This window comes from Stenotrophomonas sp. P5_A9, assembly GCF_056400525.1.
Window position 1 is genome coordinate 1 of the sequence record NZ_JBFULC010000081.1, and the last position, 15,778, is coordinate 15,778.

At 61.1% G+C, this 15,778-nt stretch carries 16 protein-coding genes; 11 read left to right on the forward strand and 5 right to left on the reverse strand.

Translation table 11 applies throughout. The features are described 5' to 3' along the window. From AC1DR7_RS18320 to AC1DR7_RS18355, 8 genes are all read left to right on the forward strand, one after another. Nucleotides 1–1,247, forward strand: a 1,247-nt coding sequence (locus AC1DR7_RS18320) for a hypothetical protein (protein ID WP_478076605.1), incomplete at its 5' end; no start/stop codon positions are given. A 2-nt stretch (nucleotides 1,248–1,249) separates the two neighbouring features. Further along, a complete protein-coding gene (locus AC1DR7_RS18325; protein WP_478051350.1) occupies nucleotides 1,250–1,747 on the forward strand; it encodes a DUF4376 domain-containing protein in 498 nt (165 codons plus the stop codon). Further along, nucleotides 1,744–2,442, forward strand: coding sequence for a phage minor tail protein L (locus AC1DR7_RS18330; protein ID WP_457319370.1), 699 nt, complete (start codon nucleotides 1,744–1,746; stop codon nucleotides 2,440–2,442). Before AC1DR7_RS18325 ends, AC1DR7_RS18330 begins: the two co-directional genes overlap by 4 nt. Nucleotides 2,443–2,649: 207 nt before the next feature. Continuing rightward, nucleotides 2,650–3,387 carry a C40 family peptidase gene (locus AC1DR7_RS18335; RefSeq protein ID WP_457319371.1) on the forward strand — a complete coding sequence of 246 codons (738 nt, stop codon included), beginning with the start codon at nucleotides 2,650–2,652 and terminating at the stop codon, nucleotides 3,385–3,387. Further along, entirely contained in the window at nucleotides 3,380–3,976 is a 597-nt protein-coding gene (locus AC1DR7_RS18340; protein ID WP_457319372.1) for a tail assembly protein, read from the forward strand. The genes AC1DR7_RS18335 and AC1DR7_RS18340 overlap by 8 nt, the downstream gene beginning before the upstream one ends. After that, on the forward strand, nucleotides 3,973–7,605 hold the full coding sequence (locus AC1DR7_RS18345; protein WP_457319373.1) for a TipJ family phage tail tip protein: 3,633 nt from the start codon (nucleotides 3,973–3,975) through the stop codon (nucleotides 7,603–7,605). Before AC1DR7_RS18340 ends, AC1DR7_RS18345 begins: the two co-directional genes overlap by 4 nt. Further along, nucleotides 7,602–8,006, forward strand: a complete 405-nt coding sequence (locus tag AC1DR7_RS18350; RefSeq protein WP_457319374.1) for a hypothetical protein — start codon at nucleotides 7,602–7,604, stop codon at nucleotides 8,004–8,006. Before AC1DR7_RS18345 ends, AC1DR7_RS18350 begins: the two co-directional genes overlap by 4 nt. A gap of 41 nt (nucleotides 8,007–8,047) precedes the next feature. Continuing rightward, complete coding sequence (locus tag AC1DR7_RS18355) at nucleotides 8,048–8,731, forward strand: hypothetical protein (RefSeq protein ID WP_457319375.1); 684 nt, start codon at nucleotides 8,048–8,050, stop codon at nucleotides 8,729–8,731. Here AC1DR7_RS18355 and AC1DR7_RS18360 read toward each other — a convergent pair whose 3' ends face one another. Beyond that, nucleotides 8,732–9,397 (reverse strand): SOS response-associated peptidase, encoded by a 666-nt coding sequence (locus AC1DR7_RS18360; RefSeq protein ID WP_457319376.1) that lies wholly within the window; start codon nucleotides 9,395–9,397, stop codon nucleotides 8,732–8,734. Between the two features lie 258 nt (nucleotides 9,398–9,655). On the opposite strand from AC1DR7_RS18360, the gene AC1DR7_RS18365 reads away from it, so the two are divergent. Beyond that, a complete protein-coding gene (locus tag AC1DR7_RS18365) occupies nucleotides 9,656–10,066 on the forward strand; it encodes a hypothetical protein (protein WP_478052169.1) in 411 nt (136 codons plus the stop codon). 93 nt (nucleotides 10,067–10,159) lie between these two features. Here AC1DR7_RS18365 and AC1DR7_RS18370 read toward each other — a convergent pair whose 3' ends face one another. After that, the gene (locus AC1DR7_RS18370) at nucleotides 10,160–10,642 is read right to left on the reverse strand and encodes a hypothetical protein (protein WP_457489044.1); all 483 of its coding nucleotides are present in this window, start codon (nucleotides 10,640–10,642) and stop codon (nucleotides 10,160–10,162) included. Nucleotides 10,643–10,759: 117 nt separating this feature from the next. Here AC1DR7_RS18370 and AC1DR7_RS18375 point away from each other — a divergent pair, with 117 nt between their 5' ends. Beyond that, nucleotides 10,760–11,071, forward strand: coding sequence for a hypothetical protein (locus tag AC1DR7_RS18375; protein WP_457322377.1), 312 nt, complete (start codon nucleotides 10,760–10,762; stop codon nucleotides 11,069–11,071). A 667-nt stretch (nucleotides 11,072–11,738) separates the two neighbouring features. After that, entirely contained in the window at nucleotides 11,739–13,382 is a 1,644-nt protein-coding gene (locus AC1DR7_RS18380; RefSeq protein WP_478076606.1) for a DUF6538 domain-containing protein, read from the forward strand. Between the two features lie 130 nt (nucleotides 13,383–13,512). Here the strand turns inward: AC1DR7_RS18380 and AC1DR7_RS18385 are convergent, their stop codons facing one another. From AC1DR7_RS18385 to AC1DR7_RS18395, 3 genes are all read right to left on the reverse strand, one after another. Next, a complete protein-coding gene (locus AC1DR7_RS18385; RefSeq protein WP_457321789.1) occupies nucleotides 13,513–14,376 on the reverse strand; it encodes a hypothetical protein in 864 nt (287 codons plus the stop codon). Nucleotides 14,377–14,518: 142 nt separating this feature from the next. After that, on the reverse strand, nucleotides 14,519–15,223 hold the full coding sequence (locus AC1DR7_RS18390; protein ID WP_457321791.1) for a DarT1-associated NADAR antitoxin family protein: 705 nt from the start codon (nucleotides 15,221–15,223) through the stop codon (nucleotides 14,519–14,521). After that, nucleotides 15,223–15,778 (reverse strand): DarT ssDNA thymidine ADP-ribosyltransferase family protein (locus AC1DR7_RS18395; protein WP_478076607.1); only part of this gene is annotated, 556 nt, incomplete at its 5' end. The genes AC1DR7_RS18390 and AC1DR7_RS18395, both read right to left, overlap by 1 nt.

The window sequence follows — 15,778 nt, forward strand, 5'->3', positions numbered from 1 at the left end:
ACATCACCACCCCGCACCCGGGGTGGACCGGCGATCCGTTCCCGACGGCATTCGGAAAGGCTAACGCCAACTTCGATGAACTGTACGAGGCGGTCGGGAGCATCAGCACGATCGTTGAGGACGTTGAGCAGCTCAAAACCGAGATCGAGGAGAAAGTCGACACCGCGTTGGAGGACGTCGATGAGAAGGTCGCCCAGGCAGAGCAGCAGCTCGAGCAGGCGGTGGCCACCATTCCTGCCCTGGTCGACACCGCGATCGCCGGCCGCATCCCCGGCAAGAATTTGCTGATCAACGGCAACTTCGACTTCTCTCAGCGCGGCGTGACGGGTTCCCGGACAAGTGCCGCCGTGGAAGCCATCTACACCATGGACCGCTGGATTTGCGGGTTCGTCAACGTCAACGGCAACTGGGGTGTCGGCGGCACGACGTTCGGTGAGATCCCAGGTTCCCGCAGGTTCCTTGGCTACAACATTGCCAGCGTGCCTAACAACAACTCATCCGCTTACGTGGGTCAAAAGGTTGAGGGCGCTGGCACGCTGGCGGGGAAGACGGTAACGCTATCAGTGTGGGCGCGCAGCAACGTCGCTGGAAAGAAGATGGGGATGCGCGCGCTACAGCTCTTCGGCACTGGCGGATCAACTACCACTTCCACGGAAGCGCCTAATGTGGTCACCCTGACCACAGCGTTCAAGCGATACAGTTTCACTGTCACGTTGCCTAGCGTTGCAGGAAAGACAATCGGAACGTCCGGCGATGATGGAATGTTGGTGGTGCTGGATTACTGCGGTCCTGCTCCACTGTACGGCGGCGCTTTGGCTGGACAGACAGGATTGTTTGAAGTTGCTCAAGCGCAATTGGAAGAGGGTGGCACAGCAACGGGCTTTGAATTCCGACCGCTTGGATTGGAACTGTCACTTTGCCAGCGTTACTACGAAAAAAGTTACCTGCTGGACGTGGACCCCGGCACCACTAGCTCCTGGGGGCGCTGTGGTGAGTTCCTGGCCGTACAGCGAACGGGTAGCAACGCTTGGATTCAAAGATTCGCGGTAACCAAGCGGGCTACCCCGGCAGTGCGCATATACGCCTCGGAGAATGGCGCGCTTAACCAGGTTTCCCAGGACAACGGCACGAATGTGGCAATCGGTAACGTTGCTGCCGTGGGCCAAACCGGTTTTCAGGTTTCGTACACGAACGCAGCCGGTCGCTACGGCGGCTCCTTCCACTTTGTGGCTGAATCGGAAATTTAAGCATGTACGCATTGACCACCGATACTGATTTGGTCCTTTGCCTGGACACCTACACGTACATCCCGCGCGGACATGCGCTTTGGCAGGGTTACGAGCAATTCTTGGCTGACGGCGGCGTGCCGCGGCCGCTGGTCGCGCCACGCAACCTTGATGAAATGAAGCTCGCCCTGGTCACGGCGGCCACCGCGCAGCGCTGGTCGCAGGAAACGGGCGGCGTCGAGTTGGGAGGGGTGAGGGTCGGCACCACCTTGGACGACCAGAACCGCATCAGCGGCGTGCTATCGGCGATCGCGCTTGGCGGGCTGGAGGCTGTCGACTTCAAGGCGGCAAGCGGCTGGGTGCGGCTCACCGCCGCGCAGCTGCAGGGGATCGCACAGGCGATCTCAGGGCACGTGCAGGCGTGCTTCTCGGCGGAGCGGGCGCACCACGAAGCGATCGCTGAGATCGACACGCTGGGACAGGCCGAGGCGTACGACGTGACTCAGGGGTGGCCGGGATGACGATCACCGCTGACATCCAGAGCCTTGAGCCAGGCGCTCGCTTTATGGGGTTCGAACTGGACGCCAGCCGCATGGGGGCCGATCAACTGTTCTTCCACGCCCACCGGCAGGAGACTCCGATCTTCTGGCAGGGGCAGGCCTACGGTCCTTGGCCCGTCGAGGCGACCGGCTTTGCCCGGACAGGGGATCAGCCGCCGACGCCCCGGTTGAAGGTTGGCAACCTCGACGGATCCATCACGGCAATGTGCCTGATGTTCGGCGACCTGGTGGGGGCCCGCCTGATCCGCCGGCAGACGTTGGTCAAGTACCTGGATGCGGTCAACTTTCCCGGCGGCAATCCTACCGCCAACCCGACCGAACACTTCCAGGACGAGATCTGGTTCATCGAGCGCAAGGCGGCGGAAACCGACGAGTACATCGAGTTCGAGCTGTCCACCGCGGCGGACCTCAACGGCGAGCAGCTGCCAGGCCGGCAGATCATCGCGGGGACGTGTGGCCACCTCATCCGGGGCGGCTACCGAGGGCCCTACTGCGGTTACACGGGCAGCGCCTGCTTCGATATCAACGACAACCCGGTGGACGACCCGGCGCTCGACGTGTGCCCCGGCCTGCTGCGCAGCTGCAAGCGCCGGTTCGGCGAGAACGAGGAACTGCCCTATGGGGGCTTCCCCGCCTCCGGCCGCCTTCGGACGTAGCGCGAAAGATCAACGACGGTGAATGCCACTGCTGCGTGGGTGGCGTGGGAAGGGAGGAAGACGGACGAGCGGCCGAGGCGCGAGACGTAAGGCCCCTGATACCTCCACTGAGAAGACCACGCCATAGCTCTACCAGGGGATCAGCACCGGGCACCGTCACCAATTACCAAAGGCCCGCACTTGGCGGGCCTTTTCTATGGGCGAAATATGGAAACGACGACCCTTCAAGCCATTCAGGCCCACGCCGTGGCCGAGTATCCCCGGGAGTGCTGCGGGCTGGTGGTGCTGACCGCGCAGGGCGAGGAGTACATCCCGTGCAGGAACACGGCTGAAAAGCCGACGGACAACTTCCGGCTTCCGGGTGAGGACTACATTGCCGCCGAGGACCGCGGCGAGGTGCTGGCGCTGGTGCACAGCCATCCCAACGGATCGGCCGAGCCAACGGATGCCGACCGAGTCATCTGCGAGAAAAGCGGCCTTCCGTGGCACATCGTCAGTGTCGGCCAGGTGGACGGCGTACCCGAGTGCGGCGACGTCCGCAGCTTTGGTCCCTGCGGCTATGAGGCCCCGCTGGTAGGCCGGCAGTTCGCACACGGCACCCTCGATTGCTACACGCTGGTGCAGGATTTCCACGCGCGCGAGCTTGGCATCCGTCTCGGCCAGTACGAAAGGGCGGACGATTGGTGGCTGCAGGGCGAGGATCTCTACAGCCTCGATCGACTGCGGGCCGAGGGATTCGAGCTGATCAGCGACGCGCCGCAGCGGGGCGACATGGTGGTCATGCAGATCCGCGCTGAGGTGCCCAATCACGCCGGTATCTACCTGGGCGACGGGCAGATGCTCCATCACCTGCAGGGTCGCCTTTCCGAGCGCGTGATCTACGGCGGCTACTGGGCCGAGCGCACCCGCTACATCGTCCGGCATCGCGAGGCGCGCCATGGATAAGCTGCGGACGGTTCGCCTCTACGGCGTGCTGGGCGCGCGCTTCGGCCGGCGCTTTCGCCTGGTCGTGAGCAACCCTGCCGAGGCCGTGCGCGCGCTGTCGGTGCAGTTGCCGGGCTTTTCTGAGTTCCTGGCGTCAGCCAAGGACAAGGGCATGGAGTTCGCCTTCTTTGTCGGTTCCCGGAACATCGGTAAGGCCGAGCTTGACGATCCACCCGGCGACGATGATATCCGCATCGCTCCGGTGCTGGTCGGCTCAAAGCGTGCCGGCGTACTGCAGACGATCGTGGGCGCTGTCCTGATCGTCGTTGGCATCTACGGCAACATCGCCGGCGGTTGGGGACAGCCCTTCATCAATCTTGGCGTGGGCATGGTCATGGGAGGCGTTGCCCAAATGCTCGCGCCGCAGGCGCGAAACCTCGGCGCCAAAGACAGCCCAGAAAACACCCCGAGCTACAGCATGAACGGTGCCGTCAACACGCAGGCGCAAGGCAACCCTGTGCCGCTCGCATACGGCGGGCACGACGAGAAAGGCATGTACGTGGGCTCGGCAATTATCAGTGGCGGCATCATGGCGGAGGATCAGACTTGAGCGCATTGACGGTCGCAACCCCGCATTCGTACGGCCCCTCGCAGGCTGGTGCAAACCCGCTTTCGATCGTGGACCTGCGAGGGGCGAAGAAGGGCGAGGCGACGGCTCGCCAGCCTGTGGAAACCCCCGACAGCCTGCGCTCCATCGCGCGCGCCCGCATCTTGGACCTGATCAGCGAGGGTGAGATTCGTGGCCTGGTGGATGGCAACCGTTCGATCTTCCTGGACGGCGTGCCGATCGAAGGCCCCGGCGGCGTCCTGAACTTTCAGGGTGTGCGAGTGGAGCTTCGCTCGGGCACGCAGGATCAGTCGCACATTCCAGGCTTCCCGAGCGTCGAGAACGAAATCGGCGTTGGCGTCGAGCTTCGGACCGATACGCCGGTCGTGCGAACGGTGTCAGGCAGCGAGTTGTCGGCGATCCGAGTTCGCTTTGGCGTCCCGACGCTGCAGAAGCTGAACACAGAGAACGGCGACACCGAAGGCTACAGCGTCGGATATGCGATCGACCTGTCGACCGATGGCAGCACGTCCTCGACTGTGTTGAGCAACGCGTTCACCGGCAAGACGACCACCCTGTATCAGCGTAGCCACCGCATCGACCTCCCCGCTGGCCAGAGCTGGCAGATTCGCGTGCGCCGCCTCACGCCGAACGCCAACAGCAACACCGTCGGCGACACGGTGAACGTGGAGTCCATCACCGAAGTGATCGATGCCAAGCTGCGTTATCCGAACTGCGCCTTGGCGGCGGTCGAGGTCGACGCAAGCCAGTTTCAGACCAAGCCGAGTACCGCCTACCAAATTTGGGGGCGCATCGTTCAGGTGCCGAGCAACTACGACGTCGCCACGCGCACCTACAACGGCATCTGGGACGGCACCTTCAAGCCTTCATGGACGAACAACCCGGCGTGGATCTTCTACGACCTGGTGGTCAACGACCGCTTCGGGCTGGGCCATCGGATCCCGGCGGCGTGGGTTGATCGCTGGCGGCTGTATCAGATCGCGCAGTATTGCGATCAGCTGGTGAGCGACGGCATGGGCGGCCGGGAGCCGCGCTTCGTGTCCAGCGTCTACATGCAGACCCGGGGTGATGCCTACAAGGTGCTGCAGGACATGGCGTCGATGTTCCGAGGCGTCAGCTTCTACGCGGCCGGCCAGATGATGGCCTCCTGCGACATGCCTCAGGATCCGATCTTCACCTACACCGCAGCGAACGTGGTCGATGGCAAGTTCGGGTACGAGGGAACAAGCCTCAAGGCCCGCCATACCGTCGCCCTTGTATCGTGGTCCGATCCGGACGACTTCGGCCGGCAGAAGGTTGAGACGGTCGTCCATCGTGAAGGCGTGGCCCGGTACGGGATCAACCAGATCGAGGTGACGGCGATCGGCTGCCACTCGCGATCGCAGGCACAGCGCGTTGGCAACCACATCCTGTGGACGGAGTATCTGGCGACCGAAACCATCAGCTTTGTCGTCGGGCTCGAGGGCATGATCTGTCAGCCCGGCGACGTCTTCCAGGTAGCCAACAAGTACCGCGCTGGCCGCCGCAACGCTGGACGCATCCGGGGGGCCACTCTCGATACCCTGACCCTCGATGCTCTTCCCCCGGCCATAGGCCCCGGTGACACCCTTCGGGCCACCCTGCCTACGGGGCGCACCGAGGCGCGCACTGTGGCGCAGGTTACGGGCAATACGGTGCGGGTTATCGCGCCGTGGTCGGCTGTTCCGGTCAAGCACTCGATCTGGTGTGTTGAAAGCGCCGATCTGGCCCTCCAGCAGTTCCGGGCAGTGTCGATCACGGAGGAGACGCCGACTACTTTCCGGATCACCGGCATCCACCACGTCCCGCAGAAGTTCGCGGCGATCGATGACGGCACCCGGCTGGAGCTGCCGCCGATCAGCATCATCCCGCCTTCGGTTCAGCCGCCGCCGGCCAGCGTTGCGCTGACCTCGCGGTCGGTGATCGACCAGGGCATCGCCAGCCACATCCTGAACATCGCTTGGGAGCGGGCGGACAAGGCGATCGCGTACGACGTCGAATGGCGGCGCGATGACCTGGATTGGGTCCGGGCCGGCCGGGTTGCGACGGCCAGCCTTGACGTGCCCGGGATCTATGCAGGCCGTTATCTGGCCCGCGTCAGGGCCATCAATGCCCTTGGCGTGGCCTCCATGCCAAAGCTCAGCCCCCTGACCGACATCGCTGGCAAAACCACGCCGCCGCCGGCACTGACGTCGCTGGCAGTGGCGAGCATCGTTTTCGGTATCGACTTGGCTTGGGGCTTTCCGCAAGGCGCGACCGATACGGCGAAGACGGAAATTTGGTACTCGCCGGCAGACGATCTGGAAAACGCGATCAAGCTCGGCGACTTCGCCTACCCGCAGGCGCGGCACTCAATGATGGGCCTGGCTGCTGGGGCGCGGTTCTTCTTCTGGGGCCGCTTGGTCGACCGCAGCGGGAACATCGGTCCGTGGTATCCGGCCAGCCGTGGGGTGATGGGCGAAGCCAGCACCAACGCCCAAGCGATCTTGGACTACCTGGTCGGCAAGATCACGATGACTGAGCTGGCGCAGGAGCTGCAGCGCGAGATCGAGAGCATCCAGAGCTTGGTCCCGCTGTTGTGGTCGGCAGATGCCACCTACGCGGCGGGTCAGACGGTCGTGTTCGAAGGCCGCATCTACCTATGGACGGGGGAGGAGGCCGGCAACGAAACGCCGCCGGCAGATCCCTGGCGCGATATCGGCGGGGTGCTGCAGGAGGCAGGCGCGATTGTTGGCCGGCTGGACAGCTTCGAGCAGAGCATCACCGAGCTTGAGGGCCAGGTGACCGCTCAGGGCAAGAAGGTGGATGGCCTGTTCGCCCGCCTCGACGTTATTGGCGCGGGCGATGCGGTCGGTGGAGCGGGCGACGCTCACTTCTACGCCGGCACCATGACCATCCAGTCCGTCATCACCCAGGGCGACCTCGCGCAGGCTATTCGGCTCGACCAGGTTTCGGCCGGCCTCACTCAAGGCCTGACCGAAGTCAGCGCATCGGTGCAGCGGGAAAGTAGCGCGCGTGTGGAGGCGGACCAGGCTCTCGCCCGGGACGTGACGACGGTGCAGGCGAAGCTCGGGGACACCCAAGCGGCCGTGCAGCAGACCTCCGAGGCATTGGTCGGCTTGGACGGGCGGGTGAAGGCTGCGTACTCGGTCAAGGCTCAGATCAACGCTGATGGCCGGATCTACGCCGCCGGCATGGGCCTCGGCGTCGAGCAGTTGCCCGACGGCAGCTATCAGTCGCAGTTCCTTGTGCAGGCTGATCGCTTCGCGCTACTGAACGTCTCCAACGGCGTTACCTCTACCCCGTTCGTCATCCAGGGTGGTCAGACGTTCATCAACCAGGCTTTCATCGGTGACGCGTGGATCACCAATGCCAAGATCGCCAACGGCGCGATCGACAACGCGAAGATCGGCAACTTCATCCAGTCTGACAACTACGTGCCTGGGCAAACCGGCTGGCGTATCGACAAGTCGGGGGCCATGGAGATCAACGGCATGACGCCAGATGGCTACCGGGTACGCATGGTCAACACCGGCTTGTACCTCTACTACCCGAACGGCAATCTCGCCATCGAGCTTGGAGCATTGGCATGACACAAGTGGGGCTTCGCGTGCGCAGCCCTTCGGGCTACGTGGAGACGACAGTAACCACCAAGCTGACCAAGACGATTGGCCGGTACGCGATACCGCTGTTCGACGCGGTCAGCAGTGGAAGCGGATCCGGGCGGCGCTACACCGCGCCGGCCGCAGCAAACGGGGGGCTGACCATCGATGCGTTCCAGGGTGGTCAGCCCTTCTTCTATTTCCTGGCGAACGGGCAGAAAAGCATGTGGGGCCTGCTGCTGCCTTCAGTAACCGTCACGTCCAATTCAATCTCCTGGAATTGGTCAGATGCCGCGGTGAACCAACACGTTCGGGCTGAACTGTTCGATGCATCCACCGCCGGCCGCGACTGCGTGGGCGGCGTCATCTTGGTCTATGGGGTCTACAGCTGATGGCCGCTGGTTTGAGAATTCGGAACCAGGACACGGGCCTGGTGCAGATCGGAACCGGGTATCGAAACCTGGAGCTGATCCAGTCGGGGGTAATGAACACGTCCGCCTTCATCGGCGGGGGCGACATTCGCTACTCGAGGACGCCGTCGGGATTCCTGATGAGCACCTTGGGTAACGACTATCTGCACGTGGTCCGGTTCGTCAGCGACACAATCGGTGCCGCGTCCGGGTACGGTATCTCGCAGGAAAACAACAGCTTCAAGGTCTGCGTTTTCTCGAACAGCCCGACCAAGAGCTTGGAGTACTACACGTTCGGGTACTCGGGAAACCAGCCCTCTGGCCCGGTCGGCCTGCGCATGCGCAATCCAGACGGTACGGTGTTCTACGATTCCCGCCGGAAGCCGTTGCGGGTGCTGGCGTCCGTGCCGTTGCCCAATACCACCGGGCCGCTGGTGCACCTCGGCCAGTTCTTCCCAGGGACGAAGATTGGCCTGGCGCTGGCAAATCCCCGGTACTACTACCGATCGCCATATCCGGAAATTTGCTCCATGGCGACCGACTTCCTGCACATGGACTCAGCCAACAATGTGCGCCTGTCCGTAGGGCAGGTATGGAATCAGAACCGTTCCACGGCCTTCACCGTGGGCGACACGGTGATGGCAAACCAGGACGCTGTGATGCTGGTGATCGACCTGACCGAAATGCCCCTGAATTTCACGGCGTGATCAGGCCACGGCCTCAAGCAAGGCCTCGCTGTTGTTGCGGGGCGTGTTCACCGCGCGGTTGACCCGGTAGGCCTCCATCGCAGGCGGCTCGCTGGCGAGCAGCATTGCCATAGCGTCATCCGGCGAGGCGGTCATCCATTCCTCGGCCTGGCCGGGGTCCAGCCACACCGGCATGCGGTCGTGGATGTCAGCGGAGACGCCGCTGCTGTCGCCGGTGATCACGGTAAAGGTGCCGAGGTTGTCGGGGTCGAGGAGGGGGCTGGTGTCTTCCCACAGTCCGGCGGCCCACAACGGGGTCGCCGCGTGAATGAACCATGGATCTTTCTTCCCGTCCTCGGCGTTAACCGACCACTCGTAGTAGCCGGCCATGGGGATTAGGCACCGGTGCTTCTTGAAGGCGGAGCGGAACGCCGGCTTGGTGGCCACAGTCTCGATGCGCGCATTGATGGTCGACCCCTGTAGCTTCTTGGCCTTGGCCCAGAAGGGCAGCAGGCCCCAGGCCAGGCGCTGCAGCTGCAGGCCATCGCCGCGGTCCAGCATCACCGCGGCGCGCTGTGTTGGCGCCAGGTTGTAGCTGGCCGGCATGGATAGCAGCTCGCCCACCAGCTGGGGGAAGCCCAGGCTGGCGGCATCGCGGATCGGGGTCTGGACGAATCGGCCGCACATGGCCGAACCATACTCCCTGCGGCTGTCCCTGACCTTCGCGTGGCGTGCACCCCGACGGGCCGCGCCCGAGACCGCTTACTGGCCGGCGCTGGATTCCCCGGTGGCGCCCCCTGGCGCGAACGCGCAACCTATCCATGTCGGACCCGGGGCCATTGGCTGCTCAACCCGGGGGCGCCTGAGCCGCGCCGCGCCGACACCTTCGCGGCCCGATTACATCCAGTCGCGGAATCTGAGATCCCGGTCCRTATCCTGCGCGCCATGCTCCCGCCCTGCGACTACACCGAATTCATGATTGCGCCCCGCCCGCAAGGCTGGGTGCAGCACGGTGAACACTGGGGGCTTTGGTGGGGCAACCGGCAGATCGCCAGCGTGCAGCCATGCTCCGATGGCATCCGCGTGACCTTGGCCTGCAGGAAACTCTGGCAGGACAAGCAGGTCCGGGCGGCCAGCATCGACCAGGGCAAGCGTTTCGCCGAGCGGTGGTGTGCGGCTAGGGTGCTGGAGGGGGTGCCGCTGCGGGAGGCTGTGGCACGCCTGGTCGGCCATCCGCCAACGGCAGCGGCCAAACCCAAACGGAAGCGGGCCGAGACCTCGCAGGAGCGGCGATTGAGGGAAGCGTTGAAAGCCCTGCCTTTGGGTGACCCCAAACTGACCCCACACGTCCGCTAAGCCACTGATTCCACAAGATCGCTGCTGATCGCGAGTGATCGGCTTAGTCGTTGTTTCTGTTGATCTTCCGCGACCTTGACATGGTAGAAGTCACTACGGACGCGGCCTATCTATCTCTGGGCAGACCGGGAACTTACGCTTCTGGGCAAACTGTAAGCCTTCGCCCTTTAGCCGGTAGCGCGGTTCGCTGATGCTGGATAGTTGGTCCGTCGCCCATTCTCTTTCCACAAGCCCTTCCAAAGCTTGCCGGATGTCACCTTTTGGCGGCGTAACCATCGCCAGCTTTTGGCTGATTTGGGAGGCTGAAATCCAGGTGTCGTCGAAATAGCGCAATACACGAACGCACTCCACCTGCAGTTCGCTTGGTCTGAACGGGAGCGGGATACTGAGGATGGTCTTCTCCTTCCGCTTTTTCGGTAAGGCGGCTGACTTCCCCGGACGCGCGGTCGCAATCGCTACCCACATCTTGTGCCCCCCGATGCCAAGCAAAACTCCCACGACGAGCACCTGCAGGAATTCCCACGGGTGAAGCGTGATGAGTGGCCAAATCTTCTCAAGCTTGTCCAGGTCGATCATGTTTGGGTCTGGCCGCTGCCTGCTTAGATCGGATTCTGGCATAACGCCTCGGAGTGGCAAGGGAGTCGGGCGGTGCGTCGAGTCCGGCTATGCTGCTTGGGAACTAGGGAGTCAGCTATGACAACACCAGAAGCGTTCCGATCATCGTTTGGCGCAATGACAGACGGTGAACTCGTGGCCCGCTGGGCGCGGCACCAGCTCACCGATGAGGCGAAGGCGATAGCTGCGCAAGAGCTACGCACCCGTGGCATCGATCCTGATGAAATCGACATGCAAGGGGAGCTGGAGCGCCAAGAGCGCGACGTGGTGTCGTTTCGCCGTGGGCAACGCCAGCGAGCAGGGCGAATCAGCCTGCGATTCCTCATGACGATCGTCGCAGCAGTGCTGAGCGCGTTCGGTGCCACCGTTGCGGCTCTGATTTTTCGCTGACCAGCGCAGGCGGCACAGCTCGGATACCAAGCCGTGCAAATTCCGTGCAACCAAAAATAAAAAAGGGTTCTCATTGCTGAGAACCCTTAAATAATGGTGGCCGAGGACGGAATCGAACCGCCGACACGGGGATTTTCAATCCTCCTTTTCAGCAAAGCGGCGGCTCAGTCATCTGTTTTGTCTGCTCCTGGCGTCTTTAAGGTGTATTCGGGGATCGAAGTGGATCTCCATTTGTCTAGCACCTGTCCGCACCTGCAAGTGAAAGAATCGTCGTCCTTCACTGGCACTCTGTAGATCTCGACCGAGTAAATGGCACCACAATGCTTACAAGCCTTGTCGGGTGCCGCTTCTTTGGTCCAGGTCTTTACCACGCCTCACCCCCAGGTTGTTGCGCCTACTTTAGCGCTCCGCAATCCTTGGAAACAGTGCCTTTCCCCCGGGCATCATTGAGGTCCCATTGGCTGCTTTGCGGAGCGGAAATGCATGCTAACGTGTTGATATGTATGGGAGTGGTTCGGAGCTTCCCAAGCTACTGACGAGGGTTCGATTCCCTTCACCCGCTCCAGTCCAACCGCTCATGCAGCTAAGTGCATGAATGAAAAGGGGCTGAGTCAAAAACGCTGCCGTCAAACGACCTTCCCATAGGTATCGTTTGAGGTATCGCTCCATGCCAAAGCCGCTTCTTCTTGCGCGCCCATCAGGGCTCTACGCCCGCTTCCTTGTTCCTCTTGACCTTCGATCCCGCTTGGGTTGTCGCTTCATCGTCCGTGCGCTGGGTTTGCCCTCCGGTGATCGCGCACGACTGGCGGCGGCGTGCATGAGCGTGGCACTCTCCGATACGTTCAGCGCGATGCGTGCAGGAAGACTCGTGGACAAGAAGGAACTGAATGAACTGCTCCGTAAAGCCGCCTTGGGGCAGCTGCGTGAGCTCACCTTGGAGAACATCTCGCTTCCTAACGGAGAGCGAATTGGGCGCGCCCAAGTTGATACACCCCATGATGCGGCGCTGCTCGCCAGCCTCTTGGGATTGTCTGCTCCATCGTCAAATGAAACGGAGCCAGCGGATCAAGCAGCGGGATCAGGGTGGCGTAACGAGGTCATCAAGGGCCAGGTGAGTCAGGCGGTAGCCTCTTCAAAAAGCGGACCAACGCTGTCTCAAGCCATCGACCAGCATTTAGATGATCTGCGACGTGCCAAGCGCGATTCCAAGACCATCATTGAAAGCCGCCAGACGCTTCGCATCCTGCTCGGACTCGTTGGGGATCTGCCAGCGGCTGGGCTGACTGTTGATCATGTCAGGGCGCTATTGGACGGCGTGCAGCACTGGCCTAAGAACGCGACGCAGCGCGCCGAATACCGCACATTGAGCGTCAAGCAGACGGTCGCGCTTTCCAAAGCGAACGGGGAGCCGCCGCCTAAGGCTTGGACGCTAAGTAAGCACTGGGACCGAATGGCAGTGTTCGTTCGCCATCTGCATGCTGCCGGAGTGCTGGATCGCGATCTCATGGCCGCTATCGTTCGCCCTTCGGCGAAGACCGAAGCGGCAACGGGTCGACCTTTTTCGCATGCGGAGCTCCAAACTGTGTTCGGCGCTGGATTTGTGCCCTGGGCGTCCAAATGGCCACACCGCTGGTTCGGTCCAATGATCGGTCTCTATAGTGGCGCCCGCGTGACTGAGGTGGCGCAGCTTCGAGTTGCCGACATCCAGGCGGTGGAAGGCATCTGGGGCTTTGTCGTCACGACGGAAGGCGAGGGCAACAAAGTTAAGAACCAAAACAGCCGTCGCTTTGTGCCGTTGGCTAAGTCGCTGTTGGATGCGGGCTTTATGGCCTATGTGGAAGACGTGCGAACGGCTGGACACGAGCGGCTCTTCCCCAATCTGCCGAACTCCACAGGGCTTGGGCTGGGCAGGCAGCTCAGTCGGCAGTTCTCGGCCTATGTGAAAGACCAAGGCATTGTTGATCCTGGCATGGGATTTCATGCATTTAGGCACTACCTCATCACCCACCTGGATCGGGCGCTGGCCGCAACCGGGATGAAGCCTGAGCAGCCAGAGCCTGTGATTGGTCGCATCTCAGGGCACTACAAGCCGCCCGGGACGACGCTGCGCAGGGTGTATGTGGACAGGGATGGTCTGCCGGTTCCCGCATTTTGCGAGCCAGAGACGCTCCAAGAGCGCGTTGACACGCTGGCGCTTTTTACGCCATCCGTTTTGCTCCCCGGCTATGCCTCTGGGCAATTTTCAGCGCAGTTGAAGCGGGCGTCAGTGCTTGCCGCGCGGAAATCTCGTGCCAGTAAGAGCGAGGTATAAAGGCTGGCGCGAGCAGTGTTGTTCAGGACAGCTGTCGGCTCTGTGTTGCCGCAGTGTGTGTTCTATAGATATCGCGTCATGGTGCGACCCGTGGGGATAGAGCTCAGATGCCTAAACTGATCGGGCTTTGCTAATTGCTTTCCTCGTTGAAGAGGAACCCGATGTGATTGACAGAATTGATATCTGCCGTGAAGCGCAGGGAATTTGACTGCCTGGCGATATCAAAAAGAAGAAGATAGTGCCCGGCCAAGTCTTCGATATTCGAAAGGCTATAACGGCGCAAAATGTCCGCAACGTGGCTCTGATGGATAGAGATACGGAAGTCGCTCTCAGTCGGTCCGAAGTTTGAGTAATAGCAGCTGCCGCGAGCCCAGAAGCGCAAAGGGCGCACGACGCCCCAGAACCCATGCCATTGCTGAGTATGACGTCCGACCTGTGCATCTTCAAAGCGCACGAACGCATCATGCACGGCCACTTCCGTGCGATTGGGATCAGGCATCCGAAGCGTTAGCGGGCTTGTCTTGAAGCTTGGCCAATGCACTAGCTGTTCCAGGAGCTTCTGGGGGCCGCGCGACACGGAGTTCGTTGATCGTGTTCGGTCGCCGCCGCTACGAGATCGACTTTCGCTGTCTTCGGGCTCACCGATAGCAGCGCTTTCATCTGATCCCTCTTCCTGATCAGTAACAATTCGAACGATCAGCGTTGTGTTCTGCTGCTCCCAATGAGCCACCGTCTGATCGCTGTTGTCGTCCTCCCAAGGGTCGCCATAGCTTCGAGTGATGTCGCACTCGTCCCCATGGGGAAGGGCATAAAAATGCGCAACTTTGCTGCGCCGTCCTGCGCTGGGTCTTGACGCCGATCTGAAATGAGCCGTTGCCTCGCAATAGGGGCAACGCAGATGCGGCTTCAATGCACGACGAGCAAGCGGATCTAGGGCCGCCACCTCTTGGGCCGTGTATTCCTGGTCACTTCGACGATCCTTTGCTCTATCCATCAGACACCCCCTGTCTTGATGTGCATGCTTTCAAGTGTTGGGCGGCCAGTCAAGCGGATACACCTTTGAGACAGGCGACCGGGATATAGAGGTTGAAGACTCGGAGGAAAATGATGCTAATCGAGATAAAAGTGCGAAAAACTCAAATCAATGGGCTTTGGATGGTGCTATCTTCGTGTGCATTACTAATGACGCCGGTCTTGATGGTCGACAGGTATAGGCCCTTGTCTTTGAGCATTGTTTCGCTCAACAATCCTCGCTCATGAAGCGAGACATAAAGCGCCGCCGCATAGGCTTGGCAGTTGATCGATTTGTCCGGGTTGAATGCAATGTCCGAAAACGCGCGGTATGTGAGCACGAGTTTGGCAAGGTCCGGTTGCTTGTGCAGCGCGTTGATGTACAGCCAGTCATAAAATGCTGTTCTTGGTTCCAGTTCCCAATCAACATTGAAGAAGTGGAACTTTATCAATCGGCCGCTTTCTTTCAAGCGCGGATCGCGCTTGGCGTCAAGGGAGCGCGCGTTCAGCAGATCTTTGTAAGGTCCGCCATTTTCGAAGACCTTGCTTGCTTGAAACGCGCACTCCAAGCTGAACTCCCGCTCATGCTTGACTGTCTTGATCATCAAGTTAAAGGCACTCAGATCAACGCCTAGCGGATCAGGTGACTTGCTAGATATCTCCAAAACTCGATCAACACCAAGCTGCCGCTGAGCTTGGCTGTGAAGTGATGCAATGGACTTCTGAGACTGGCTTATGGCCATGCCTGGGTGCCACTGAAACTCCACATGGCGAGTAGAGACGAGCATGGGCCCATCGAAGCTTGGCATGAAGATGGGACGTGTAGCCACTAGCTCGCCTGCCAATGTTGGTAGTCAGCGCGCGGATAGAAAAAGTTCGGGAACGACAAGACGTTCGCGCCCGGGTGACTTACTCGGAGGCGTTGTGCGGTGGATTCATTGCTCGTTGCGACTCCGACAATGAAATTTCTTGGGATCGAATCGAGCACTAAGACCTCAGCCTGAGGGTTGGTCGGAACGGAAGCAGTCAGGCCAAGGTTGGCCCTCACTTTGTCTTCCCAGTCAACAAACATTGCTTGGAGAGCACCTAGGCCCATGCGCTGCTCAATATTGATGCCGGTGACTGCACTGGAAGCAGCGTTCGAGGTGCAGAAGGCGCAGCGTAGCATCCAGAGCACGGAAGGGTGAAGGCCAATCACTACCCACTTCTCGTCAGGATTGCTATTCCGCAGCCTGCAAAACAGCTTATAGTTGGGAAAGCTGATGGATAAGCATACGGCTGAAGTTCCATCTAGTCGAAGCTCGTCATTGAAGACCACCCCAGCGCCCGGGGTCAAGAGATCGCGGCGGAGAAGGCCATTTTCTAGGATCGACGCAAGGTTATCT